Source organism: Streptomyces violascens (genome assembly GCF_014649955.1).
Taxonomy (GTDB): Bacteria; Actinomycetota; Actinomycetes; order Streptomycetales; family Streptomycetaceae; genus Streptomyces; species Streptomyces violascens.
Genome location: NZ_BMUA01000026.1, coordinates 61,512 through 83,937 on the forward strand (window position 1 = coordinate 61,512; position 22,426 = coordinate 83,937).

At 66.1% G+C, this 22,426-nt stretch carries 24 protein-coding genes and 1 pseudogene; 12 read left to right on the forward strand and 13 right to left on the reverse strand.

The window, feature by feature from the left end:
* Positions 1–104 precede the first annotated feature (104 nt).
* Positions 105–1,427 carry an FAD-dependent oxidoreductase gene (locus IE206_RS33785; RefSeq protein WP_189969020.1) on the forward strand — a complete coding sequence of 441 codons (1,323 nt, stop codon included), beginning with the start codon at positions 105–107 and terminating at the stop codon, positions 1,425–1,427.
* Between the two features lie 149 nt (positions 1,428–1,576).
* Here the strand turns inward: IE206_RS33785 and IE206_RS33790 are convergent, their stop codons facing one another.
* From IE206_RS33790 to IE206_RS33805, 4 genes are all read right to left on the reverse strand, one after another.
* Positions 1,577–2,095 carry a hypothetical protein gene (locus IE206_RS33790; protein WP_189969022.1) on the reverse strand — a complete coding sequence of 173 codons (519 nt, stop codon included), beginning with the start codon at positions 2,093–2,095 and terminating at the stop codon, positions 1,577–1,579.
* Positions 2,096–2,733: 638 nt separating this feature from the next.
* The gene (locus tag IE206_RS33795) at positions 2,734–3,078 is read right to left on the reverse strand and encodes a hypothetical protein (protein ID WP_189969025.1); all 345 of its coding nucleotides are present in this window, start codon (positions 3,076–3,078) and stop codon (positions 2,734–2,736) included.
* A 275-nt stretch (positions 3,079–3,353) separates the two neighbouring features.
* Positions 3,354–4,742 carry a cytochrome P450 gene (locus IE206_RS33800; protein ID WP_308433971.1) on the reverse strand — a complete coding sequence of 463 codons (1,389 nt, stop codon included), beginning with the start codon at positions 4,740–4,742 and terminating at the stop codon, positions 3,354–3,356.
* A 145-nt stretch (positions 4,743–4,887) separates the two neighbouring features.
* Positions 4,888–5,433, reverse strand: a complete 546-nt coding sequence (locus tag IE206_RS33805; RefSeq protein ID WP_189969035.1) for a hypothetical protein — start codon at positions 5,431–5,433, stop codon at positions 4,888–4,890.
* Between the two features lie 514 nt (positions 5,434–5,947).
* Here IE206_RS33805 and IE206_RS33810 point away from each other — a divergent pair.
* From IE206_RS33810 to IE206_RS33820, 3 genes and pseudogenes are all read left to right on the forward strand, one after another.
* A complete protein-coding gene (locus IE206_RS33810) occupies positions 5,948–7,702 on the forward strand; it encodes an MmyB family transcriptional regulator (RefSeq protein ID WP_189969038.1) in 1,755 nt (584 codons plus the stop codon).
* Positions 7,703–7,821: 119 nt separating this feature from the next.
* Positions 7,822–8,049 (forward strand): annotated as a pseudogene (locus IE206_RS33815) (transposase); the annotation flags it as partial.
* The gene (locus tag IE206_RS33820) at positions 8,012–8,476 is read left to right on the forward strand and encodes a beta-ketoacyl-[acyl-carrier-protein] synthase family protein (RefSeq protein WP_189969040.1); all 465 of its coding nucleotides are present in this window, start codon (positions 8,012–8,014) and stop codon (positions 8,474–8,476) included. The pseudogene IE206_RS33815 and the gene IE206_RS33820, both read left to right, overlap by 38 nt.
* 175 nt (positions 8,477–8,651) lie before the next feature.
* Here the strand turns inward: IE206_RS33820 and IE206_RS33825 are convergent, their stop codons facing one another.
* Positions 8,652–9,164, reverse strand: coding sequence for a CUE domain-containing protein (locus IE206_RS33825; RefSeq protein ID WP_189969042.1), 513 nt, complete (start codon positions 9,162–9,164; stop codon positions 8,652–8,654).
* A 393-nt stretch (positions 9,165–9,557) separates the two neighbouring features.
* Here IE206_RS33825 and IE206_RS33830 point away from each other — a divergent pair, with 393 nt between their 5' ends.
* The 5 genes from IE206_RS33830 to IE206_RS33850 all read left to right on the forward strand — a co-directional run bounded on the left by IE206_RS33830 (position 9,558) and on the right by IE206_RS33850 (position 12,957).
* A complete protein-coding gene (locus IE206_RS33830) occupies positions 9,558–10,058 on the forward strand; it encodes a hypothetical protein (RefSeq protein WP_053725204.1) in 501 nt (166 codons plus the stop codon).
* Positions 10,059–10,137: 79 nt separating this feature from the next.
* A complete protein-coding gene (locus IE206_RS33835) occupies positions 10,138–10,713 on the forward strand; it encodes a hypothetical protein (protein ID WP_189969044.1) in 576 nt (191 codons plus the stop codon).
* A gap of 18 nt (positions 10,714–10,731) precedes the next feature.
* Positions 10,732–11,973, forward strand: a complete 1,242-nt coding sequence (locus IE206_RS33840; protein WP_189969046.1) for a DUF6545 domain-containing protein — start codon at positions 10,732–10,734, stop codon at positions 11,971–11,973.
* Positions 11,970–12,572 carry a hypothetical protein gene (locus IE206_RS33845; protein WP_229853270.1) on the forward strand — a complete coding sequence of 201 codons (603 nt, stop codon included), beginning with the start codon at positions 11,970–11,972 and terminating at the stop codon, positions 12,570–12,572. The genes IE206_RS33840 and IE206_RS33845 overlap by 4 nt, the downstream gene beginning before the upstream one ends.
* A gap of 82 nt (positions 12,573–12,654) precedes the next feature.
* Positions 12,655–12,957: a PadR family transcriptional regulator gene (locus tag IE206_RS33850; RefSeq protein WP_229853271.1), complete on the forward strand. Its 303-nt coding sequence runs from the start codon at positions 12,655–12,657 to the stop codon at positions 12,955–12,957.
* Positions 12,958–13,100: 143 nt separating this feature from the next.
* Here IE206_RS33850 and IE206_RS33855 read toward each other — a convergent pair whose 3' ends face one another.
* From IE206_RS33855 to IE206_RS33880, 6 genes are all read right to left on the reverse strand, one after another.
* Positions 13,101–14,009 carry a phytoene/squalene synthase family protein gene (locus tag IE206_RS33855; protein WP_189969048.1) on the reverse strand — a complete coding sequence of 303 codons (909 nt, stop codon included), beginning with the start codon at positions 14,007–14,009 and terminating at the stop codon, positions 13,101–13,103.
* A 59-nt stretch (positions 14,010–14,068) separates the two neighbouring features.
* Positions 14,069–14,512 (reverse strand): RDD family protein, encoded by a 444-nt coding sequence (locus tag IE206_RS33860; RefSeq protein ID WP_189969050.1) that lies wholly within the window; start codon positions 14,510–14,512, stop codon positions 14,069–14,071.
* A 673-nt stretch (positions 14,513–15,185) separates the two neighbouring features.
* Entirely contained in the window at positions 15,186–15,623 is a 438-nt protein-coding gene (locus tag IE206_RS33865) for a DUF3592 domain-containing protein (protein ID WP_189969052.1), read from the reverse strand.
* 226 nt (positions 15,624–15,849) lie between these two features.
* Complete coding sequence (locus tag IE206_RS33870; RefSeq protein WP_189969054.1) at positions 15,850–16,188, reverse strand: hypothetical protein; 339 nt, start codon at positions 16,186–16,188, stop codon at positions 15,850–15,852.
* Positions 16,189–16,281: 93 nt separating this feature from the next.
* Positions 16,282–17,367: a hypothetical protein gene (locus tag IE206_RS33875; protein WP_189969056.1), complete on the reverse strand. Its 1,086-nt coding sequence runs from the start codon at positions 17,365–17,367 to the stop codon at positions 16,282–16,284.
* Positions 17,368–17,599: 232 nt separating this feature from the next.
* Positions 17,600–17,935, reverse strand: a complete 336-nt coding sequence (locus IE206_RS33880; RefSeq protein WP_189969058.1) for a DUF805 domain-containing protein — start codon at positions 17,933–17,935, stop codon at positions 17,600–17,602.
* Positions 17,936–18,036: 101 nt separating this feature from the next.
* Between IE206_RS33880 and IE206_RS33885 the strand changes: the two genes are divergently transcribed.
* Entirely contained in the window at positions 18,037–18,954 is a 918-nt protein-coding gene (locus IE206_RS33885) for an rRNA adenine N-6-methyltransferase family protein (RefSeq protein WP_189969060.1), read from the forward strand.
* A 146-nt stretch (positions 18,955–19,100) separates the two neighbouring features.
* Here IE206_RS33885 and IE206_RS33890 read toward each other — a convergent pair whose 3' ends face one another.
* Positions 19,101–19,304, reverse strand: coding sequence for a DUF397 domain-containing protein (locus tag IE206_RS33890; RefSeq protein ID WP_189969062.1), 204 nt, complete (start codon positions 19,302–19,304; stop codon positions 19,101–19,103).
* Positions 19,304–20,206, reverse strand: coding sequence for a helix-turn-helix domain-containing protein (locus IE206_RS33895; RefSeq protein WP_189969063.1), 903 nt, complete (start codon positions 20,204–20,206; stop codon positions 19,304–19,306). The genes IE206_RS33890 and IE206_RS33895 overlap by 1 nt, the downstream gene beginning before the upstream one ends.
* A 292-nt stretch (positions 20,207–20,498) precedes the next feature.
* Between IE206_RS33895 and IE206_RS33900 the strand changes: the two genes are divergently transcribed.
* Together IE206_RS33900 and IE206_RS33905 are read left to right on the forward strand one after the other, a co-directional pair.
* Positions 20,499–21,005, forward strand: coding sequence for an ATP-binding protein (locus tag IE206_RS33900; RefSeq protein WP_189969065.1), 507 nt, complete (start codon positions 20,499–20,501; stop codon positions 21,003–21,005).
* A gap of 481 nt (positions 21,006–21,486) precedes the next feature.
* Entirely contained in the window at positions 21,487–22,362 is an 876-nt protein-coding gene (locus IE206_RS33905) for a GntR family transcriptional regulator (protein ID WP_189969067.1), read from the forward strand.
* Positions 22,363–22,426: the final 64 nt, after the last annotated feature.

Below are 22,426 nucleotides of genomic sequence, written 5' to 3' on the forward strand. Positions count from 1 at the left end.
CGCACGACAAGGCCGGTAGTCTCCAAGTGCCGCGCAGGGCGGCGCTGTTCCGCGTACTGAGCAAGACCTGGCTGCGGCATGTCCGGCCAGGCATGGGGGACCCAATGCGACGGGCGATCGTCCTCGGTGGATCGTTTGCCGGCCTGATGGCCGCGCGCGTACTCAGCGACCTCGCGGTGGAAGTCGTCATCGTGGAGCCCGATCCGCTCGAGCCGGACAGTCTTGGCCGTGGCGCCCCGCATCGTGGGCAGTTGCACGCTTTGCTGGCCATGGGCCATACCCAGCTCGAGCGGTGGTTTCCCGGGATAACCGACGAGTTGACCGCAGCTGGTGCGCGCACCGGGTCGGGATCCGCGGTGCAGTTCTACGTGGACGGCGTCCTGAAGGCTCCGATCCCGGACTCCGTCATGCTCGGTGCGACCCGTCCCCTTCTGGAGCGCCACGTCCGAAGCCGAGTGCTGGGACTGCCCAACGTGCACCAGGTGCGCGGCCGGGCACGCGGGCTCACTCTCCTCGGCAGGCGGGTGGCCGGCGTTCGCTACACGGCGTCCGCTGATGACGATGGCGTTCTTGAGGAGTCTGTCGCCGCCGACCTGGTCGTTGACGCGATGGGCAAAGCAAGCCGTCTGGTGTCGTGGCTGAGCGACGACGGCTGGGGTGTGGTGCCGGTGGACCGGATGAGAGTCGACCTTGGGTATGCCACCGCCGCCTTCCGGCGTGGTACTGAAATGCCGGACCTCGTGATCGCGCACTCCTCGCCCGGGCCCTCCAGCGGATATCAGCCGACGCTGAGTGAAGCAGGTGCACTCGCTGCCGTAGAGGGTGACCGGTGGAGCGTCGTGCTCTCCGGGTACGCGGACCATGCGCCGAGCCGCGATCCTGAAGAGTTCCTCGCACGCATGCGGCGCTGCGTGAGTCCGCTCCAGCAGATCGCCGAAATCGGGGCTTTCGACGGCCCTGTGGAGCCGTTCCGGTTCCGCCAGAGCCAGCGCCGCAACTACCTGCGGCTGCCTCAGTTCCCGGGCGGCCTGGTCGTCGTGGGAGATGCCCTCGCGTCCGTCAACCCCATCTACGGACAAGGCCTGACCCTCGCCATGCTGCAAGCGTCATCGCTGCATGCGTACCTCCGCACCGGGGTGTCTCCGCACGTTCCAGCCCGGGGCTACTTCCAACGCGCCGCGGCTGTCGTCAATGCCGCGTGGCAGCTCTCCACAACGGCCGATCTCGCTCAGCCTCACGTGAGTGGGCCCTACCCTCCCGGGTACGCGATGACTCGCTGGGTCGGCGACCGGGTCATCGAGGCGTCGGTCAGGGACTCGGCCGTCAACAGGGTCTTCATGGATGTTCTGCACATGCGTGCCCGCCCGCAGGCACTGAGCAGGCCCCGGGTGCTGCTGCGGACAGCCCAGGTGCTCTTCCGGCCCTGAAGCCGGGCACCCACCGCTGCCGGGATTTGCGAGATGTCAGGTCTCCGCGGCCACGCCTGAGGATGTGCGCAATGGCCAAGTGGCTTGCTCTGCCTTCCCGGCTGAACATGCCCGGCATTCTCTGTGAGGCGCGTTCTGGCCTCGGGGTTTCAGACTCCGGATCGTCTGTGCGCGAGGGCTGAGCCGATGTAGTTGTCCTTGGTTGCAGGACCACCGAGCTTGAGGTGTCTCTGCACCATCACCGTGGCGAACGCCTCGGCGCGCCTCTCGTGCGGGTTGTCGTAATGAGACCGCGCCAGCACCTTCCTGACGGCTTCCGGGTCCAGGTCCGGAAGCAACTGGCGCACGGCCTCGGCCGCGGTCTCGGCCGACGCCGAGGTGTCCTGGGCCTCGGGTTCCTCGTCCCACAGGTGGAAGAGCTCGTGCATCGTGCTGTGGAGGCGAGTCAGCTCACTGGCGTTGGAGTCCACCACGATGAAGTCCACCTTCCTGCCGCGAACACAGAACCCCGACACCTTCGCCGGCAGAGGCTCCTCGGCGATCACGATCGGCCGACCCCGCTTCTGAGCGATCGCATCCACCAGGCTCTGCATGTCGCGGACCCCGGACAGGCCCAGGTCCCGACGGATGAGCCGCGTGGTGGACCATGCCGACAACTTGATGGCCAACTGGTCCTTAAATGCGGCATGCAGAGAACGGATAGGTCGGACAAGCCGCAAGCCAGGTCGGGCTATCGACTCCGAGTGGTTGCATCCGTCCTGGTGGGTGCCGTCCGATGTCGCGCACATTCTCCCTCGTAGCCCTATCTCGTGGCCGATTTGACGGCGGACTGCGTTACGCCTCTTGCGTACGGTGCACTCCCAACCACCAGCACGGCAGATCGATCCCCCTACGCGAACTCGGTCACCATCACCTACGCAAGTTGGGTGGCGCCGGCCAGGCTTCCCTTCTCGCGAAGCCTTAGAGGCGGTATGTCCGCATCCTTGACTGGTCCCGCAGTAGGGTCTGCTCGCCCAGCGACGTACAGACCAGGTTGTACCGCGCGAACGTCTCTTTCGGGCGCCGAAACCGTCGCGGGGCGTCGCGCAGGACCTGCCGAAGTGCGGATCAAGCAGGCGTTCCGACCCGCGCCCAGGCTCGCTCGCCTTGGCGCGGGTTCGGCTGCATGCGGGTGCCGCCACTTGTTCGGCGGCACCCCGTCCCGAGCCAGCCGCTTGCAATCGGCCCCTGCCATGAGCGGCCTTCGCCGTCCAGACACATCAGCCCAGCTGCCCCATCGCAGCCGGTGCCAACCGCGTCGGTTGAGTCACGCGTCCTGGATGGCCTCTACCTTGAGCGAGGACACACCACCGTCCAGATGCTGGCCCACGCGGATGCCATTGCCACACACGACTGTGCTGTACCCGGAGAAGTTGTCTCCGGCGAAGAGCGTGACCTGGAACCCCGCTCCTATGAACACCGAGCGCACGGAGCCAGGGATCGAGGAACTCGTGTAGTCGCCGGGTTCCAATATCTGAGAGTCTCCGCCGAATTCCGGCTCGGTGAACAGCACACAGGCATCTGCGCCTAGGAAGACGAACCCCTTCGTGGTGATGGACCCCGACTCGTGAAATCGGAAGTCAGAGGCGTGTAGGGCCGACTCGGTCTCCATGGCGTTGCCTTCCTACCGGGGCGCTGGGCGTGTAGTCGCCTAGCGCCGAACATGCTTCTTGACGGCGGTTGCTCGCAGCGGAGCAGCTCACGTACGCACGGTGTTGGCATGTGCTGCCTAATGCCGCGTCAAGCACTGTTGTGAGCACGGTAGGTTTTTGGCTTGCTGCGCATCCGCGGGCCGATTCTCGCCCATATGTTTGCGCAGGACCATGCAAAGAAATTTCCGATACGAAGCGTATGGGAATGATCTGTTTACACGTGGGCAGCGAGCGTTCAGCGTGGCTGCACCGTGACGGGCGTGGGCGGGGGGCCCATGATGAAGCGTGGGGTGTGGCGGGCAGTGGGAGTGCTGTGGTGGCGCAGGTCCCAGCTGGTGAGGATGACGGCGAGGGCGAGGATCACTTCGTTCATGGCGAAATCGTGACCAATGCACTTGCGGGTGCCTGCGCCGAACGGGAAGAAGTAGCGCCTCTGCTCGGGTGTAACGCTTTCCCGATTCCACCGGTCGGGGTCGAACCTGTCGGGGTTCTCGAAGAGGTCGGGGTCGCGGTTCAGTGCGTACGGGCTGAAGAGCACGGCCGTCTCTGGCGGGATGGTCCCCTCAGTCCAGGGCACGGGCGCGGTGGATATCCGGGTGCCCAGCCAGGCCGGAGGGTGGAGGCGGAGAGCCTCAGTGACGACGCGTCGCATGTAGTCGAGCTGGTCGATGTGCTCGTGGGATGGGAGGCTGCCTCCCAGGACGTCGCGTAGCTCCTGGTGCAGGTCGCCAGCGACCTGGTACTGGTCGATGAGCCGGAGTGTCCACACCAGGGCGGCCGCCGTCGTCTCCACGCCCCCGAAGACCATCCCGAGGACCTGGTCATGGACTGCCTGTTGAGGATTGGCGGCCTCTTCGCATGCCGGGACGACCTTGGACAGGACATCCCCATAGTCGTCTCCGGCCGCGCGGTACTGGGCAGTCACTCGCTTCATGGCCTGCCGGATCCTGGCCATCTGCTGTTCATACCGCCGGTTGACCGGGAGCGGGAGCTTGGCGAAGAGCTGGCCTGGGAAGAGGCTCCGCACGTAGATGCCTTGGCTGATGTCATCGAGTCCCGCGGCGAGCACGCTGGCCGCGTCGGCGGCGGCCGGCGCGGAGACCAGCGACCGCGTCACAGCCAGTGCGGCAAGGCGGTGCGCTTCGCGGTCAAGCCGGACAGTCTGGCCGGCCTTCCAGGAGGTGGCGACCTCGACGGCCGCCTCTCGTATGACGTCCGAGTAGGCCGGCATGCGAGAGGAGTGGAAAGCAGGATTCATCAGAGGGCGCTGGCGAGCGTGTTCACCGGCTGGGCAGGTGACCAGGTTGTCGCCGAGCGTGTCCTTCATCGACTCCGACAGTGGCCCCCCCTTGTCGAAGAGGTGTTGGTCGTCGACATGGATCCGGTGGGCCAGTCGAGGGCTGGTGACTGCGAGGACCTCGCGGCGTGCGACGCGCAGACGTACCACCGGGCCATGGCTGGGTAACCGCCGGAAAAAGGCGAGGGGCGAGCGGGCCATGTGCGGGAGGTGCCCGAGCAAGGGCACAGCACCGGGGACCGTCGGAAAGGGCAGAGCAGGGGCGGTCATGGTGTCCTCATGTCGCAGGGAGCGCTCGCTGGCCGCACAGTGTGGGCCGGGCGCCATTGCCAGAGTTGGAGCCTACTGTCCGTGCCGGTGTTCACCAGCGCCGAGTCGCTCGACCAGCCCGAGCACAGCGGGCCACACATCGCTGGCGCACTGAGTCTGTTGGCCCCCGGCCTGTCGTCAACGATGCGTTGTTTTGCGACCGTTAGGGGCGGCGTGCCGTCCGGTCGGCCCCCGGCAGATCACGCGCTGCTTGAGGATGCCCCAAACGTCGCAGCTCCCAGGCCACCCAAGCCCGCACGGCCGACTGCATCTCGACATCGGCCTCCAGCACCCGAGTAAGGAATTCGCCTTGCGACGGGGCTTCCTGGTCGAAAGCCGCAGCCAGGCTGGCCACCGGGACGCGGGCTGTTTCCGGGTTGGGGTCGACCGCAGCGTCACTGTCGAGGCGGTGATGGATCGCACGGAGTGCCGCAGCTCGCAGAGCCGATATCAGGCCGGCCTCCACCTCAGCGTCGTATGCGTCGTCAATGATCAGATCCCGCAGTTCGCTCGGGACGTTCAGGCCGACGAGGTCGGATGTGCGGGGGTATCTGCGCCCCTTCACCTCCCTCCACAGGTCGTCGAGCACGAGCATGTCCCGGACGTTGCACAGCTTGCCGAAGGTGAGCAGGAGGGGGACCGATGGCTCCCGCTTGAGCCGTTCGTAGTTCTCATAGGTGATGGGCGCGACGCCCAGGCTGTAGGCCATGTCTGGTTGTGTGACCCGGGTGGTGGGCAGAAGGTCCAGTTGCTGCGCGCTCCAGCCGGACTTACGGAGGACGGAGGCCATCACCTCGGGGTCCGCCGATTCTCGCAGGACTCGCATCCGAGACTTCCCTCTCCCCACAACACCCTCCTAAGCAGCCACAAACCGGTTGCCACCGTAACGGTGACGCCCCGGCCAGACCTCGAGCGGGGCGAACAACCGTACACAGAGCTCTCCTTGTCTATCTATTTCCCCTGCTGGATTGATTTTTGGGAAATGTGCACCTTCACTCCGCGGGACCAGGGTGAGATGTATCGCGGCGAAGCGAAGGAAGCTTGTGGCCCGTTCCTCCGATCCGTGTACTACGCTCTCGTGACCCGCACAACTGCTGAAAAGCGCTACGCCGCCCGGGGAGCTCCATGACCCACTCTCCAGACAGCCGTGAGAAGTGCCCCCGCGTACCTCTGCGCCGAGGCCTGCGCGGCTCGGCGCAAGCGCTCCCCCGACGGAGCCAGAGATGACCGGCAAGTCCGATGAGGCAAGGCGCTCTCCGTCAGCGCCGCCGATCACCGCCGCAGAGCTCCTGCGCACGCACCGCATTCGACTCGGGTACAGCAGCCAGGAGGCGTTCGCCCACGAGCACGGCTACAGCCACCGCAGCTACAGCGACATGGAGAACGGCGGGCGGATCAGCATGGGGGCTATGTACGCGTTGCGTGAGCACCTGCGTATGAGTCCTGAGGCCAAAGATCAGTTGTTCCAACTGGTGACCGGAGCGCCTCCAGCGCTCAAGGCGCTCGAGGTTGACCCCGTACTCGATCGCATCACTGCGCGGTGGGCAGACGTCCACGTGCACACCCAGCTGGACCCCGTCATTCTGATGGATGGCGGATGGAATCTGCGGCACTTCAACCGGGCCTGGGCAGAGATCGTCGACGATGTTCCGCCTCACCCCGACGATCACCCCTTGATCAACCCGATGCGTTTCCTGCTCTTCCACCCAGATGCTGCACGCATGCACCCCGGGGAGAAGTGGCTCGTCACCGGTGTCACCCAGTTTGCTCAGCACTACGACCTGCACCCGGACAACCCCTACCTCCAGGACATGCGCCGACGCATCCGCGAAAGCGATCTCTTGGAGGACATCTACACCAATCGCGTACGTCAGGAACTCACCGACCGAGGCACCGACGTTATCCTCCAGGCTGACGTCGATGAACGGACCGTGATGATCCACGGGGAGGCATGGACGATCCTACTCACCACCATGATTCCCTGGCATGCCCGTCACTATGGTTATCAGTTGATGAAGCTGAGCCTGATTGGCCGCGGGTGGGCTGGCAGCGACACGCCAACGAGCCTGTCATCAACGCAGTGTTCACCGACCGCCGGCCCTTCCAGCGTGAGAGACGCCGCTGCCGTCATCCACGAGCCGCTCGATCGTCCCTCGCCCGACCGTGCCCTGACTGCCGGCCAGCTCCTGCGTACGTACCGCCACCGGGCCGGGCTGAGCCAGGATGCCGTCCTGCGGTTCGCGAACCTGCCCGTAAGAACAGCGCGGACGCTCCGAGCTTGGGAGGCCGACAAAGCGGCTCCCAAACCGGAGTACATTCCTCGTCTGGCTGCCGCCCTGAACTTGAGTGTGTGGGTGCAGCAATACCTCGAGATCCTGGTCACCAAAGGCGACCCGCCCACCCTCGGCGTGCGGGGAGGCCCGGGGATGGAAGCGCGCTGTGCGCGGTGGGCACGGCAGCACGTGGCGGACCAGGCGAGCCCGACCATCCTCACGGATGGCGCCTGGAACGTGATCCACTGCAATTCCGCCTATCGCCGGCTCTTCCACCACGTACCCGAGGACCCGCTCAGCCACCCCACCGTCAACTGGCTGCGCTATTTGGCGTTCTGCCCCGACGCCCGCGAAACTCTCGTCGACTGGTACGAGAAATGGCTGATCCCGGGCATGGCGGACTTCGGAGCCACGCTGATGCGCCATGCCAAGGCACCCCACCCTGAGCATGTCGCGCTCCTCGAAGATTTCAAGGAGAACCCCCTTCTGTGGGACGTCTACACGCAGCGCGCCCGCCAGGAGCTGGAGGGATCAGGTACCACCTTCGCCACTCAGAGCGACGGAGATGTACGCAAAATACGCATCCCCGCCCGTGGTGACACCACCGGCACCCGCATGGAAATTTCCGTCCAAATAACTGCCGGAATTCCCCTTCACGGAAAACCCTTCGGCTACCGACTGACCAGTCTCACGCCCTGCGACTGACCCGCGGCTCATCTGTGCCCCCGGTGCCGTCGTGCAGGTAGGCGCTCAGCTTGTGCAGGGTCTGCAGGCGGTGGCATGAAGCCGCGATGCCTCCGAGCGCCGCCGGAGGCACTTTCCAGGTGAAACACCGTATCGGGTCATACCCGTATGTCCGCGTCGAGGGTGGCGGTCACGGAGTAGTTTCGCAGGCCGGCAGGGTGCCGCTGATCGAGACGGTCCGCAAGACCGGTCTGGACGCGGTGATATCGGCAGCGCTTGAGCCGTGGCGGAAGGCTCGGGCGGTGCACGATCCGGGCAAGGTCCTGCTGGATGTGGCGCTCGCGATGGCGCTGGGCGGGGACTGCCTGGGAGTACATCCTGCCCGACAGTCGGCACCGCTACGTCGGCCGCCTCGATGCCGCAGGACTGCACTTCGACTCAAAGAAGGCAGCCACCAAGGCAGTTGCCGACCTCATGCCAGCCCTGCGCAGTCACCTGGCTCAACAGAGCCTGACTCAGCCTGAATTCACCATGCTGCACCCTGGAGGTCCGAGGATCATCGAGGATGCCGAGCGGGCGCCCGGCCTGGACCACAATCCCGATCCGCAAGCGGACAAGCTGACCCGCCATGCCTGGGCCACGCTGCGCGAGCAGGGCAATCTCGGCGGTGCAGCGGTCATGGCCGTGCTCTCCCGAACCCACGACGACCCACCGGCCGACGGCGCGCGCGGGCTGCTACTCGGCTTCGGCCCGGGCTTCGCCGCAGCAGCCGCCACAGCTACATGGCTGGCATGAGGTTGTCTCCAACTCACCACGACGCCATGCCCCTCCTCAGCGAGGAAGCCTGGCCGGGCACCGCCAGGCCGCACACCCCGTCTCAATACCCGTCCGATCGGTGAAGGCGTGTACTGCGGACCGAAGCACCACTCCTGTGGTGCGGTCGGCGGCGGCCCTGTTCGGTACTGCTAGCTCAGACGCCGGAGCGTCTGTGTGTCAAGGCTGAGGTCATGAAGCCGTCTTCGCGGGTTCCGCCGAGCTTGAGGTGCCGCTGGACCATCACCGTGGCGAAGGCTTCGGCCCTCCGCTCGTGCGGGCTGTCGTAGTGGGAGCGGGCAAGGACCTTCCGCACAGCCTCAGGATCAAGATCAGGAAGCAGCTGGCGAACAGCCTCTGCCATGGTCACGGCCTGCGAAGCCTCGTGCGAGTCCGGCTCCTCGTCCCACAGGTGGTACAGCTCGTGGAGAGTGGCATGAAGGCGGGTCAGCTCACTGGCGTTGGAGTCCACCACGATGAAGTCCACCCTCCTGCCACGGGCACAGAACCCCGACACCTTCGCGGGCAGAGGCTCCTCCGAAATCGCGATCGGCCGGCCCCGCTTCTGAGCGACCGTCGCGACCAGATCCTGCATGTCCTGCACTCCCGACAGGCCCAGATCCCGACGGATGAGCCTGGTGACTTTCCACGCCGACAGCTTGATGGCCAACTGGCTCTGGAACGCATTGCACAGCGAACGCGCGAATCGGACGAACCGGGGGCCGCTGGAAGCTGCTGGCTGCACATGACGGCCGCCAACGGCCCCGTGCTGGCCTCCCGATGTCTCGCACATTCTCTCAAGTCACCTGTCTCATTGCCTGGTTGGTGGCGGTCTGGCGAGCGCGGCGGCCTGAACGCCGAGTGGTGGTCCCCAACCAGCTCACGGCATCCGGATGCCGCTACGCGACAGTCTGATCACGTTGCGCACAGGTGACCGTCCGAGGCACACCCTAACCCAAGGATATGTGTCTCGACCCATGGCATTTTCCGGGTGTCAAACCAAAGATCTGTGGCATCCTCCTCCTGTACGACAGCCCCGCCCCGACTCTTCACAGGAGGCTTCATGCCGCGCAGGGACAACGCCCCAGAAAGTGGGGAACTGTCCATGGATCAGGCTCTCAATCTGCTCTTCAAGGCCAGCACAGGGCCGTCGGGGAAGGAGTACACCAACAAGCAGGTAGCCGACGACATCAATGAGCGGGCAGGGCGTAAAGCCATCTCCGACGAGACCATCCGCAAATTGCGGCACGAGGGAAGCCCGAGTCCCTCACTTGACAAGGTGAGCCTCCTGGCGGACTTCTTCCACGTACCCCTCGACTACTTCCGCACGGGAAAGATCCAGGAAGAGGTCATCGGGGAACTCAAGAAGAGGCTGCATCAGAAGGAGGAGGCGGAGCGACAGCGCAAGGCTCAGGAGGCTGAGCGGGAGCGGCCCGACGAGCACGTCCAGTTCCTCGCGCGGACGTTCGACGGGCTCACGCCGATGAGTCAGGGACAAGTCCTGGGTTTCATCAAGGGCCTGGAGGAGGCTCAGAAGGCCCGGGAGCAGCAGGATGGCGGGTGAGCGGACTGAACCGCATGCGACTTCCCGCACCCTTCACCACTGCGTCCGTCCGCCCGTCACACGGGAGAGGAGTAATCCCATGGCCGTGCTGCCCCCCACTTCGCGCCGTCGCGTCGCATCAGCGCTGAGCGAGTTCCGCATCCCCTATCCACTCACCATAGACACCCTGTACCAGGCCATCCAGGAGCAGCGTGCTCGGCCGTTGATCCTGCATCGCAGCCCCTTTCCGTCCCGCCTTGAGCAGCCGTGCGGGCTGTGGTGGCCGGATGAGGAGGGACGCGACAACGTGTGGGTCAACCCGATCGCCGTGGGAGTCCAGGCCGTCCAGTCCCTCGCGCACGAACTGGGGCACATGCTCCTTGAGCACCCGCCCTTGAAAGTCCGCCCTCCGGCGGCCGAGATGACACCGATGACACCACCTCCGGAAGCGGAAGAGGAGGAGTCCGGGTTCAAGTGGTTGAGTCCCGCATTCCTTGAGGGTTCCCTGCTCGGAGTCAGAACTCGCTCCCGAGTCAGCCGCCGCGATCCCACGTACGTCCTCCACGAAGAGGAAGCGGAAAATTTCGCCGGCCTTCTGCGCCGGCAGGCCATGGTGCAAAGCCGCGACGAGAAGCACGGCGACCCCATGCTCAACCGGCTGTACCGCAGCCTCTAGCGCAAGTGAATCGTTTCTGTGATCCATGACTTCATAGCCCTGCTCATGGCCGTCCCCCTGTGGACGGCCGTTATATGGAGATCCAAGAGTCTCCTCAACACGAGAGGGCAGAGATCCCTCTGGTGCTGCTTCCTCTTCCTCGCGATCGGCGCCACCCTGCGGCTGGCCGCCATCGAAACGTGGGTCATCGACGTGACCGGCGTGGAGGAGGTCGTTTCCGTCAGCAAGCATGTCGCGATCATCATGGCGGGGTTGTTGATGCTGCGGTGGTGCGACGCCTCTGCGCCGGACCCCGAACCGACCCCCATGTGGCGGAAGTTGGCCCATGACCGGCCGCGCAACATCCTCGCGATCATCGCGGTCACGCTCGCCATCGCTACAGCTCCGCTGGCCTCCCCCTCTATCCTCGAAGGCGAGCACCGCGTCTTCTTGGAGGCGCAGTACGGCCACGCGGGCGGAACACTGTCCCTCGCGGCGTACATCGTGGTCTCGGGGGCCTCGATGTACATGTCCGGCTACCTGAGCACCATGGCGGCCCGGAAGGACGGCAAGCGCCTCCTCAAGATCTGCATGACGATCTTCACCACCGGCTGCTGGTCCGGCGCGGCGTACTTCACCTTCGTTGGCGTGTACTTGGCGTACGGACTCACCGGAGCATCCGCCCCGCTGTCCCTGTCACTGGTCCAAGTGATCGGGAACCTGCTCCAGCTCGTGTGCATCGTGGCTCTCGCCGTCGGCTCTTCAGTGCGTGGGTTCGACAACGTCATGAACCTGCGGCGCTACCGACGCTGGCTCATCCAACTGCGCCCCCTGTGGCTGGACCTCGCTTCCGTACTCCCACCTGACGCCATCGTGAAGGTGCTCAACGAGGGCACCTCACTGGCCCACGACCGCCGGAGCCTGCGCGGCCTGTACAACCGGCTCGACCAGCGCACCCTCGACATCACTGACAGCGCCGTGCCGCTGGCCACCTGGATTGAGGCCAAGCTGCCCGGACGTGCACTGGCAGCCTCCAAGTTGGAGGGTCTCCGCGGTGATAACGCCCAGGCCGCAGCCGAGGCGTTTGCCCTGCGCATAGCGCGCGAGCAGTACGTTCACCAGCAAGACCCCAGCGAGACACCCTCCGAAGTCGCACCGCTGACCTTGTCTAACGATCCAGAGGAGACCCATGCGTGGCTGGCCCGAGTCTCGTACTACTACCAGCAGGACGAGCTGATGGACGCCATTGCAGACCGCATCGACGCCTTGGAGCCGGCATGAGTACCGCCACGGCCACCACCCCGGAGTCCCGCCGCGCCCGGCTGGTCACAGACGGCCTCAAGCCATCCAACGTTCTCATTGTTGAGTGCCTCGCTCTCGGCGCCGCCCAGGACAGCCCCTGGACCGGACTGGCGTGGGCGCTCCTCGGTCTGCTCTTCTCGGCCGTGATCCCGATGGCCTACATCAAACGGTCGATGCGCAAGGGCTTGGTCAGCGACCAGCACGTGGGCAACCGAGCAAGCCGCATGACCGTCCTGCCAGTCATCATGGGCTCCGTCGCGGTCTGCCTCGTCGCCATGTACGCCGGCGGTGCACCGCAGCAGATGAAGGCTTTGGTCCTGTCGATGATGGCGACCCTCATCGTAATCCTGCCGATCACCGCGTTCTGGAAAATCAGCCTGCATACCGCCGTGAGCACAGGGGCCATCGCGGTCATCGCAATCGGCGTGACCTGGTGGGCCGTGCTCGCCCTACCGCTGGTCGGGCTGATCGGCTGGTCCCGGGTCGAGATCAAGGATCACACCCTCGGCCAGGTCATCGCCGGAGCCGTCGTCGGCGGCGCCGTCGCCGGCCTCGCCTTCGCCCTCATGGCGAGCTAGTGAACAACGTCGCAGTGACGAATGCAGAAGCTGAGGCCCATCGCCCTGGTTCCGCCAGCGCCTACCGTGCTTACCTATCGCCATGCGCCTGACCAAAGTGATGACGGAGATCATGGCGGTGGTGGATGGAGCCACCACCGAACAGCCGGTCTGGGGCCTGACGGTCCTTGAGAAGACGGGCCGCGGACCGAGCTCCATCTACCCCGCACTGGAACGCCTCGAAGAGATCGGCTGGATCGAGGGGCGGTGGGAGACGTCCGAATCGGCCAACCGCCCGCGGCGGCGGTACTACTGGCCGACCCCTCAGGGACAGCGTGGCCTGCGTCAGCGGAAGACTCGTCCTTTCGCGCTGTGGCACCGCTCGGTCAGGACGGCAGACCTGTAGCCGCGACTCATTACCCTGAGCCAACCGTTGGAAGCGCAGACTCAGCAAAGAGGGGCCCGGGAAGTACATCCGGGCCCCTCTTTGGGCAGTCTGACTACGAGAGTCCTGCCTCTTCGCGGTGAAACCGAGCAGGACGTCGTTTGTCAGGCGCCTCGCCGGTAGTACTCACAGGCCAGCACACGCAGCGCGTCAGGCACTGAGGGCCTCGCGGAGTTGCGCAGGATCTCAGTGCCCTTGGCGATCACCGCATCGGCGGTGAGTATTTCCAGGGAGACGAACGCGCGGATGAACGCCCGGTGCTCCGGTGGTACGAAGGCCACCAACTTCCGGCTGTTGCCCAGGTCCTGTCGTGCCTGGCCCAACGCCTCCCGAAGCAGCCTTCGTGCCCCTGGTGTGTCCCGTCCGCTCTCGAGATCCTCGCGGGAGACGTCATGCTCCTTGAGGGTCCGTTCGGGGAGCCCGAGCCGCCCCTCAGCCAGATCCTCGGCGAGGTCACACACGAAGTCGAGGCGCTGGCTGCCATCGATGTAGGACCGGCAGGAACGACGGACTTCCGCCGCGTCGGCATCCGGTGCCAGGAGCAGGCAGGCTACGAGCATGAACGCCGGTAGCGAGTAGGCGTCGACATAGTGCTGGTAGTCCGCCTCGTCTGCGAAGCCCGTGAAGCTTCGGTCCATGGGCGCCCCCGCGAGGAACTGCTCGACATGCTCCCGCAGTTGCGGATACTCCGCGATGGTATGCAGGACGGGACGGAGCACCGGGTGTGCGCTCTCCCCCGTCGTCAGACCCCGGCGGACCTCCTCCTCCCACTCGGCATACGCGTCATCGGCAGGCGAGGGCATGGGAGTCGCATCGAGCAGCGTGTCGGTGTGATGCATGAACGCGACAGCGGCGACGACGTGTGGTACGAGAACTGGCGGCAGCAGAAGACGTATTGCCACGTATGTGTGCCGACGATAGCCAGCAACGAGTGAACGTTGCTGGGTGTAGTCGTGCCGCAACTGCAGGCTGTTGATGCCGGCAATATCGAGGGTCTTGTTCCATGTGCGCATGCCGACGATCTCCCTGCGGGTGGATGGTTGAGCCCCAAGCCTAGTTCTCTCCCGTCGGCTCACCGGGAACGGATGATGCGCAGTCCGGCGAAATCCTGCGGCTCGGCCTCACTACCGCCCAAGATGAAGGCCAGCGGTAGCACCACGACTCCGAAGAGGAAACCTCCCAGCCACCGGGCCACGGCCTGGTGCACCCGGGGCCGGCCACCGTCTGCGCGGCGGACGACGCGGGTGCCGACGAGCGCCTTTCCCACGCTTCTGTGCGCCAGGCAGACCATGACCACGTGGTTGAGGAAGGATGCGATGAGCGCGCCGACCGCGAAACCCGCCAGCAGTTCACTGCCAACGGCGCCGGAGGCGCCAAGGATTCCGCTCTCGCGTACCCCCACGTAGACGACTGCCGCCACCAATCCGCAGCCCGAAAAGAACACTCCATCTATCACGGCCGAGGCATAGCGGCGCCCCAGACCTGCCGTGTTGTCGACGTGCGCGGCCGCGCTCATGTTGTGTTCCCCCCTCAGTCGGTGCTCCGCCACACCGTACCCATCGCTGTCGATTGCTCGCCGGCAGGGGAGAGCCGTCGGCTCGCCTGCCGGCGAGCAATCGGTTCCTGAGTTGGTGCCTCAAGACTATGGAATGGACACGGAAGAAGGGGTTACCAGGCCGTGGGGGTGGTCAGCTCGGAGAAGGGCTGGCGGGGAGCCTAGGGAAAGCCGAACTGCCGACGGGCCTCGTGGACGGCGGCGAGTTGGTCTGCAGTAGCCGGTCCCCAGTCGAAGAGTTCCGTGGCTTGTTCTCGGGTGGCCAGAATGCGGGTGTAGGTGTGGCCGGTGGCCGGATCGGGCTGCGCGGGGCGACGTTGGTGAGTGCCGCGGCGTAGCGCAGGTATCCGCGCTGCATGCCGGGACCGGTGACGTATCCCAGGAGTAGGGGCTCCCGATACGGGCGACTGCCTCCTCTTCGACTTCGCGACGCAGGGTAGAGGCGGGGTCGTCCTGGTCCTGCACCTCGGGGGTACCGCCGGGCAGGATGGCGACTCCGGTGTGGGGTTCGAAGAGGACGAGGACGCGCCCGTGTTGGCGATGCAAGCCGGGGCTGATCTCGGCGCATGGCGCGGGATTCCCGATCCTGCGGCCTCTGACTTCGGCTCTGGTCGCGGGAACGGTGCTGTTCCCGCTACTGGAACAGCACCGACACGTCGATCCACAGGAGCACGGCGAGCGCGGCGGCGACGCCGAGCGCGGCGCAGCCCGGCACCAGCACCGGCGCGAGGTCGTCACGGCCTGCGACCGTGGCCGTGCGCTGGGGGTCCGCCGGGTCGTAGTGGACGGTGGCGCGGTACCCGACTTGGGTGTACGGGGCCACGGCGTCCTCGGTGTAAGTGACGCGGTGGCCTTCCCCGGTCACGAACGCGAAAATGTGGTAGCGCGACCCATCCATGTCGGTGGAGTTCGAGGCGATGTCCCGGACCTCGATGCACTCGGCCACGGCGGCCTTGCCGTGCAGGACGACCCGGCGCATCCGCAGGAGCCGCCGCACGAGATAGGCGAGCAGCGAGGCCAGGCCGATGGTCGGAAGCACCAGCAGTGCCACGATGGTCAGCGTCTCCGTCATGCGTCCGTACCTTTGACGATCTTTGGGCCCTGGGTGGATGCAGAGCACGACGATATTGGCCCGCCCAGGACCGTACGAGAGAGTAGAAGGATCCGGTCCGCTCCCCGGAAGGCTCCCGCCAGGCTGTCCCCCCGCTCCCCGTAGAGAGCCCGCCCCGTATCCCGCCCATGTGCTGTACCCAGTTTGCCCGGTAGTACCGCAAGCACCTTGAGCGTGCTGTTTGCCCTCACCCTGCAGTGATCCCGAGCCCGGTGGCCCGGAAGAAGCCGTGGGGGGACCCGAGTTGGATGCGCTTCGCGACGAGGTCCTCAGGATCGGTGAGGCCGCGGGCGGCAAGTTCACCGACGATGAGCGCGGCCACCTCACCGGGAGTGCTTTCGGTCGGCTTCTTGAACTCGGCCTTCCAGCGGCGTCCCGACTGTTCCCAGCCGAGCGCACTCATCTCGTTCGCATCGGCGGCGAGGTCTCCTGTACGGCTGCCGATGCGGAGCAGGATGCCCTTGGTCGTGTCGTAGGCGAAGGAGAGGCCGCCGCTGATGCCGCTGCCGGCGATCGTGAAGGTCACCTTCTTGCCGGGTTGTTGGACGGGGAGCTGCTCGATCCACGTGCTCAGCAGTGTCTCCAGGGCTTCTTGAAGGTGCGGCAGGGTCAGCGCCAGTCAGCCTCCCGGCAGGTACTCCGCCGTGTCACCCGGCCCGGACAGGACGAGTTGCCAGTTGTAGGGCAGCAGCGGGAAGTCGCTGGGGCCGCCCAGCCCCGCAGCCGGTCCTCCGTGCTCGAATGTCGACAGTTCCTGATCTTCGAGTTGTTCGGCGGGGCTGGTCTCGATCCAGACGTGCCGAAGGTCCGCCCGCAGGCGCAGGACCCGTGCATCGGTGCCGGAGTTCCTCCAGCGGACATCTGGCCCGTTCGGACCGCCGCCGAGGAGGGTCGGTTCGCCGATGGCGCCGCACACGGCCCGGAAGATCTCACCGAAGATGAACCGGCGTCGTTCCAGGTCCGGGCCGTCGGTGAAACGGTACAGGTGCAGGCGGTTGTAGTTGTCACGCTGACCAGCAGGACCGAGGAAGACCACCTCGCCGTCCCTGTCGGCGGTCCGGACAAGGGCTCGGGCCTGTGCTTCGTCGAACTCGGCGGACCAGGTCGGCGTCTTGGTGATGCATTGTTCGATGGCCGAGCGGTCGCACATTCCGGTGGCGTCATCGTGCAGCAGGGGCACAAGAGCCGCGATTACAGGGGGGAAGTCCAATGGGAGATGTTGGGCCTGGTGCTCGACGGGCTGGATGGACACCCAGGCACGCCGCTGGTTGCTCTGCAGGAGCATGGTGCGCTCCTCGGACTGCCAGCGCAGACCAAAACCGTCGGCGGCCGCCGGCACGGGCGTGGGCCGGCCGATCCCCGAGAGTATTTCGGCTAGTTCCTGCAGGGCTGCTGCCCGTTCTGCCGGAGTTGCCTGGAAGCCGAACTCGATGAGCGGCAGTCGCGCGCGGCCGAAGTACGGGCTCTTGGGGATTCGTGCGTCGAAGAACAGTTCCGGACCGAGGGAGGCGTGCAGTTCGGTGGGTTCCAGGCCGACGACGAGGAGGTCGGCGAACTCCCGCCGGATTTTCCAGTCCGGGTGCCCGTCCACCAGGCGCTCCACGGCGTCGCGGGTCCAGCACCCGTTGGTGTCGTGCAATATCTGTGCGTGCCGCAGGGTGGATGCCCGGCTGGTCACCCAGCCGACCGTGTTCGAGGTGTTCATACAGCGGATCATGTCAGTCGCCTCCGACATCACACCGCCTACCTGGAAGCCTCCGACCGGCCGGTCAGCGCCGAGTGCGAGCCCTGGCACGACCTGATCACCGGCATCGCCGTTCCGCGCTGGCGTGCACGACGTCGCCGACCGCCTGCGGTCGATGCGCCCGCCGCGTAACGCAATGCAGGCCCCGCTGGTCGCCCGAGGCGACGTCAGCAGGGCCTGTGTGTACGACAGGTCAGACCGCGGGAAGCGGGTCTGCGGTGCCCGGGTGCGGGCCGTAGGTCTCGTCGTAGTCGCTCCTCCCTGCGAGCATGACCACCAGCCAGATGACGCCGATCAGCGGGGCGAAACTGAGCAGGCACCACCATCCTGAGCGGCTGGTGTCGTGAAGCCGGCGGACGGTCACGGCCAGGTTCGGCAGAACTGTCGCGAGCGTGTAGATGAGCACGGGCGGATATGGCGCATGCAGATTCCAGCAAGTCGCTTGCGAGGAGCCGGAGTTGATGGTCGCCTGGCGACGAAGGCGGCGCGCTTCGAAGGCGCGCGATGCGACGACGTTGGGAGGCGTCATGGGCGGCAGCCGCGGTGATCAGGACGGGCAGGTAGGCGGGGACTCATCAAGTCCGGGCGACCCCGGGAACCCGATGCCGGCCCCGGAGCCGGAGCCGGATGATGACTGATGCCCCTGCGGAGGATCGGCTGGCAAGCCTGGCTGCGGAGTTGCGCGCCGAGTGCGCAGCCGAGATCGACAGCCGGATGGTGGGGCATTTCAATGACCGGCCGTGGTTGCGGCAGGCCTTCCTGAAAGTGCCGCGCGAGCACTTCGTACCGGACCAGGTGTGGTGGCCGACGCCGCGCGACGACGGGATGCACCACGTGATCGACCGTCATGAACGGCCCCGAGCCTGGCTCAAGGGGGTCTACCGGCCCCGCGCATCCCTGATCACGCAGGTCGCCGACGGCAGAGTGCTACCGGAGGACGGGCCCACGGACGCGCCGTTCACGAGCGCCGTGTCCTGCTCGGCGGTCGTCGTCGACATGCTGCACTATCTCGACCCCGGACCCGACGACACCGCACTGGAGATCGGCACCGGCTCCGGCTACAGCACCGCGCTCTTGGCCTACCGGGTCCGGCCCGAGAACCTGGTGACGATCGAAATCGACGAGCAGCTCGCGGACCGCGCCCGCCACACGCTCGCCAGCTTCGGCCTGTACCCCGCGGTGCTCGCCGCCGACGGCGAATTCGGTGACCCGGCCCACGCCCCCTACACGAGGATCATCTCGACCGCGGCCGTCCGCGAGATCCCCCAGGCCTGGCTCGACCAGGCCGCGCCCGGTGCCATTCTTGTGACCCCGCTGTACGGCCCGTTCGGCCATGACGCCCTTCTTCGCCTCACTGCCGACGGGCAAGGCGGCGGCGAAGGTCGGCTCGTCACCGGCGTCGCCTTCATGAAGATGCGCGGACAGCGCGCCGATCGATCGTTCGCGGAACTGGGCTGGCCGACGGTGGACGGCCCATGGCCGGCGTACGCCGATGCCGACTACCGGGTCACTGTCGGAGGCGGTCGGCAACAGGTCCGGATCTGCTGAGCGGCGCGTAAGCGCGGGGTGCCTCGGCATCTGCGCTTGGGCAGTGTCGGTTGCCGTATCTGTTCGAGTGGGTACAGAGTTGAAGCAGAGAGCGGTCCTCCTCATCGTGGTTGAGGAGGACCGCTCTCTGGCAGGTGGGCGACGTGCTACTCGGCGTTCTTCATATCCGAGATGAAGGCGGCCCAAGCTGCCGGCGGGAAGACAAAGGCCGGGCCGTCGGTCCACTTGGAGTCGCGCACAGCCATCCGGCCGTCTGTGCGCCGTCCGCCCTGCACGCACTGTCCCCCTTGATCGTTGCTGTAGCTCGACGAGAACCAGTCGACCGACGGGTCATCGGCACGCATCTGCATTAGAACTCCTTGCTTGCGGTTTCGATCATGCCCAGGGACTCTTCGTACCCCGGAGCAAGTGCTTGGAGGTCGCTGAAAGCGTCCTCGTACTTCCTCACGTCCTCCTCCCTGCGCAGCACGGTGGCGCCGGCAAGGCTTTCGAGGTAGACGATCGGCTTCAAGAGATTTTCGGGGAACTTGAGCGCCGTGAAGGGGCCGTTCATGCCGGGATGGGAGCCGATTCCGAACGGGACGACCTGCACCTTGACGTGGGGGTTGGTTCGGGCAAGGTTCCAGATGTGGATGAGCTGGGTGCGCATCACCTCGGCGCTCCCTACTTCCCGGCGGAGGACGGCTTCGCTGATGATCGCCGTGAACTCCAGCGGGGCAACGCTGCGGGTGAGGGCTTCCTGACGTGTCATGTGGACGGCCACGAGCTTGTCGACTTGCTCAGGTTCCATGTCCGGGCGAGCACGTTCGAGCAGTGCCCGAATGTATGCCGGCACCTGTAGCAGTCCCGGGACGAACTCGCTCTCGTAGTTCCCGAGTTTGGAAGCCGTTGCTTCGAGGCCCAAGTAGGCCTTGAAGCCGGGCTGGATGACGTCGCGCACGTCGGGTGACTGCCACCAGTCCAGCTTGGTCTTGGTGACGGTGGCGTACTCGACCAAGACCTGCTCGGTCTCCTTTGGCGCGTCGTAGATCGAGCACAGGGCCATCACGTCCGCTGGTTCCACGACGCCATTGCCTGCGGTTTCGAGCCGCGTCAGCTTCGACGGAGCCCACGAGAGACGGCGGCACACCTCGGCGCCCTTGATGTCGGAATCGGAGCGGAGGCGACGCAGTTCAGCACCCAGCCATAGGCGGCAGAGTGCTGCCGACGCCGACTCGATGGCAGGCGTCGCCGACTCTGCGGACTCGATCATGCTGCCCCTCCCCTTCGCTTGCCTCACAGTCTGACGGCGAACGTTCGAGCTTGGCAACGAAACTTCTCGCATTTCGCAGAACGTTCGAGCCCTTGCGTCAACAACCTTGCTACGAACGGGAGTTCGCAACAGAATTCTTCTCACAGAATTCTGCGAAGTAGGTTCCACGGTAGCGCTTCTGCTGCCATGCTGAGCCGTGGCCGAGCACTTCGCTCTTCTCTCTGCCAGTCGTAGTGACCACTGGCTCTCGCCAACTGTCCGCGGAACGCCTCACCTGTGGAGGACCGGGCTCATGACTCTCATCGCACCTAGCAAGCAGGACACCGAGGCGTTGTGCGGCGAGAACATAGAGACTGGCCGGGAGTTGGCGTTGGCAGAACACGAGCAGTGGATCGCCAGGGCCGCGGAGCCGGACGGCCCTTTACCCAGCGAGGACTTTGCGTGGCCGAGTCGCTTCCGGCATGCCTCGAGGGAACTACTCAAACAATGGAGCCTGCCCTGTCTCCTCGACCGCGTCGACACCGCGCTCACTGAGATGCTGACCAACGCCCTGATCCACGGTGGAGGCGACACGATCGGCGTTCGACTCATCCGTACGGACAGTGGGGTCCAGGTCGAGGTAGCCGACAGCTCACCGATGCCACCACGTGGGCTTAACGCTGGTCCCGAAGACGAGAACGGACGCGGCCTGCTCATGGTCCAACTAGTCTCGGACCAGTGGGGTGTTAGGGAGCGATCCTGCGGGCGCGGCAAGTGGACCTGGGCTTTCCTCGCACCGGCCCGGACGGAGTCCCGATGACACAGCAGGAAGCGTTCATGCCGCCCTGCACCTGCGCGACGGAGTCAGCGGCCCTGGCCCGGCTGGTCCAGGCAGCCGACGCACACGGTCCGCCCGGCGCCTAAAGCTGGTCATCTCCCTTGCGCAGCTGGATCCCCTGCCCCGTGGCGCGCTCGGGAGATGACCTCCACACGGGATCCCCCCATCCCCGACCGAGCCCGCGGTGGCGCCCGGGTGGTTGGCGGACCAACGGAGGGACGCGGCACCGATGCCCGATTCTGCCGCCGCTGATTGAAGTGGCGTGGGCAGCGTGTGCCCCGGCCGCCCTCCCCCGGGTGGAGCGGCGGCTGGCCCATCCCTTTTCCATGCCTGCCCGTCCGACGCCAAGAGAATTAGGTGTTCCCCATGACCGCGAGCCTGCGTACAGCGGGTGCCGCGCCCGTCCCTGCCATCGTCACATTCAGCGGTGTACACGTCGTTGCGGCTGCGGAGGTGCACGACGATGCCCGTTGACCAGTTGGGCGAGGCAGCCCGCATTCTCCTGTGGCAGATCCAGCACGGCACCTACAAGATCGGTGATCCCCTCCCCGGTCCTGCCGAACTGGCATGCACGCTCGGTTTTCCCGCCCCGGCCATCCATCACGCCCTGCGCAGTCTGCTCCAGAGCGGGGTCCTGGACGCTGGGTGGCCGGTCACCGTAGCCGCGCCCAAGCGGTGGCGCATCACGATGCCCGTACCGGCACCAGGCGCAGAACGCCTTGCCCGTCGCATCCAGCACCGGATCAAGGAGGGCGAATATGCGGACGGAACCCTGCTCCCGACGGTCGGTGACCTGAGTGCCCAGTTCGGTCTTCCCCACCCCGCCGTACAGGACGCGCTGCGCCTGCTCGCTGCTCGCAAGATCGTCACCGAGTTCCCGCCCCGAGTCGGGGCGGCCCCGGCGCCCTCGCGCCGCCTCGAGCACGCCCGGGTGTGTGAGGCCCTGCGTGAAGACCTCGCGAAACGTGGCAGCGGGCCTGGTCGGCTCTCCATCACCCAGGTCGCCCGCACATACGCCGTCGCGCCGGACACCGCCCTGCTGGCCCTTAAGGCGTTCGCTGCCGAGGGTGTTTCACCGGATCAGCAGTCGGTCTCCAGCACAGAGGCGGTGGCTCAGTGGCTTCGGGACCGCATCGACGATGGCACCTACCCGCCCGGTGAGCTCCTCCCCGCCGGCTCGGCCCTCGCCGCCCGCCTCGGTGTTTCTCGCGGCACCATCGATCTCGCCCGCCGACTGCTCGTCAGCGAAAACCGTCTGGAGACCGGCATCGGCTTCCGCGGTACACGCGTCGCGAGAGCGCCCACGCAAAGCACCCACTCTGCTCGGATCGCCTCGTGACCCCGGCCCCATGTGACCGGCACGCCCTCCTCCGACTCACACCTACACCCCGCTGAACCCGAAG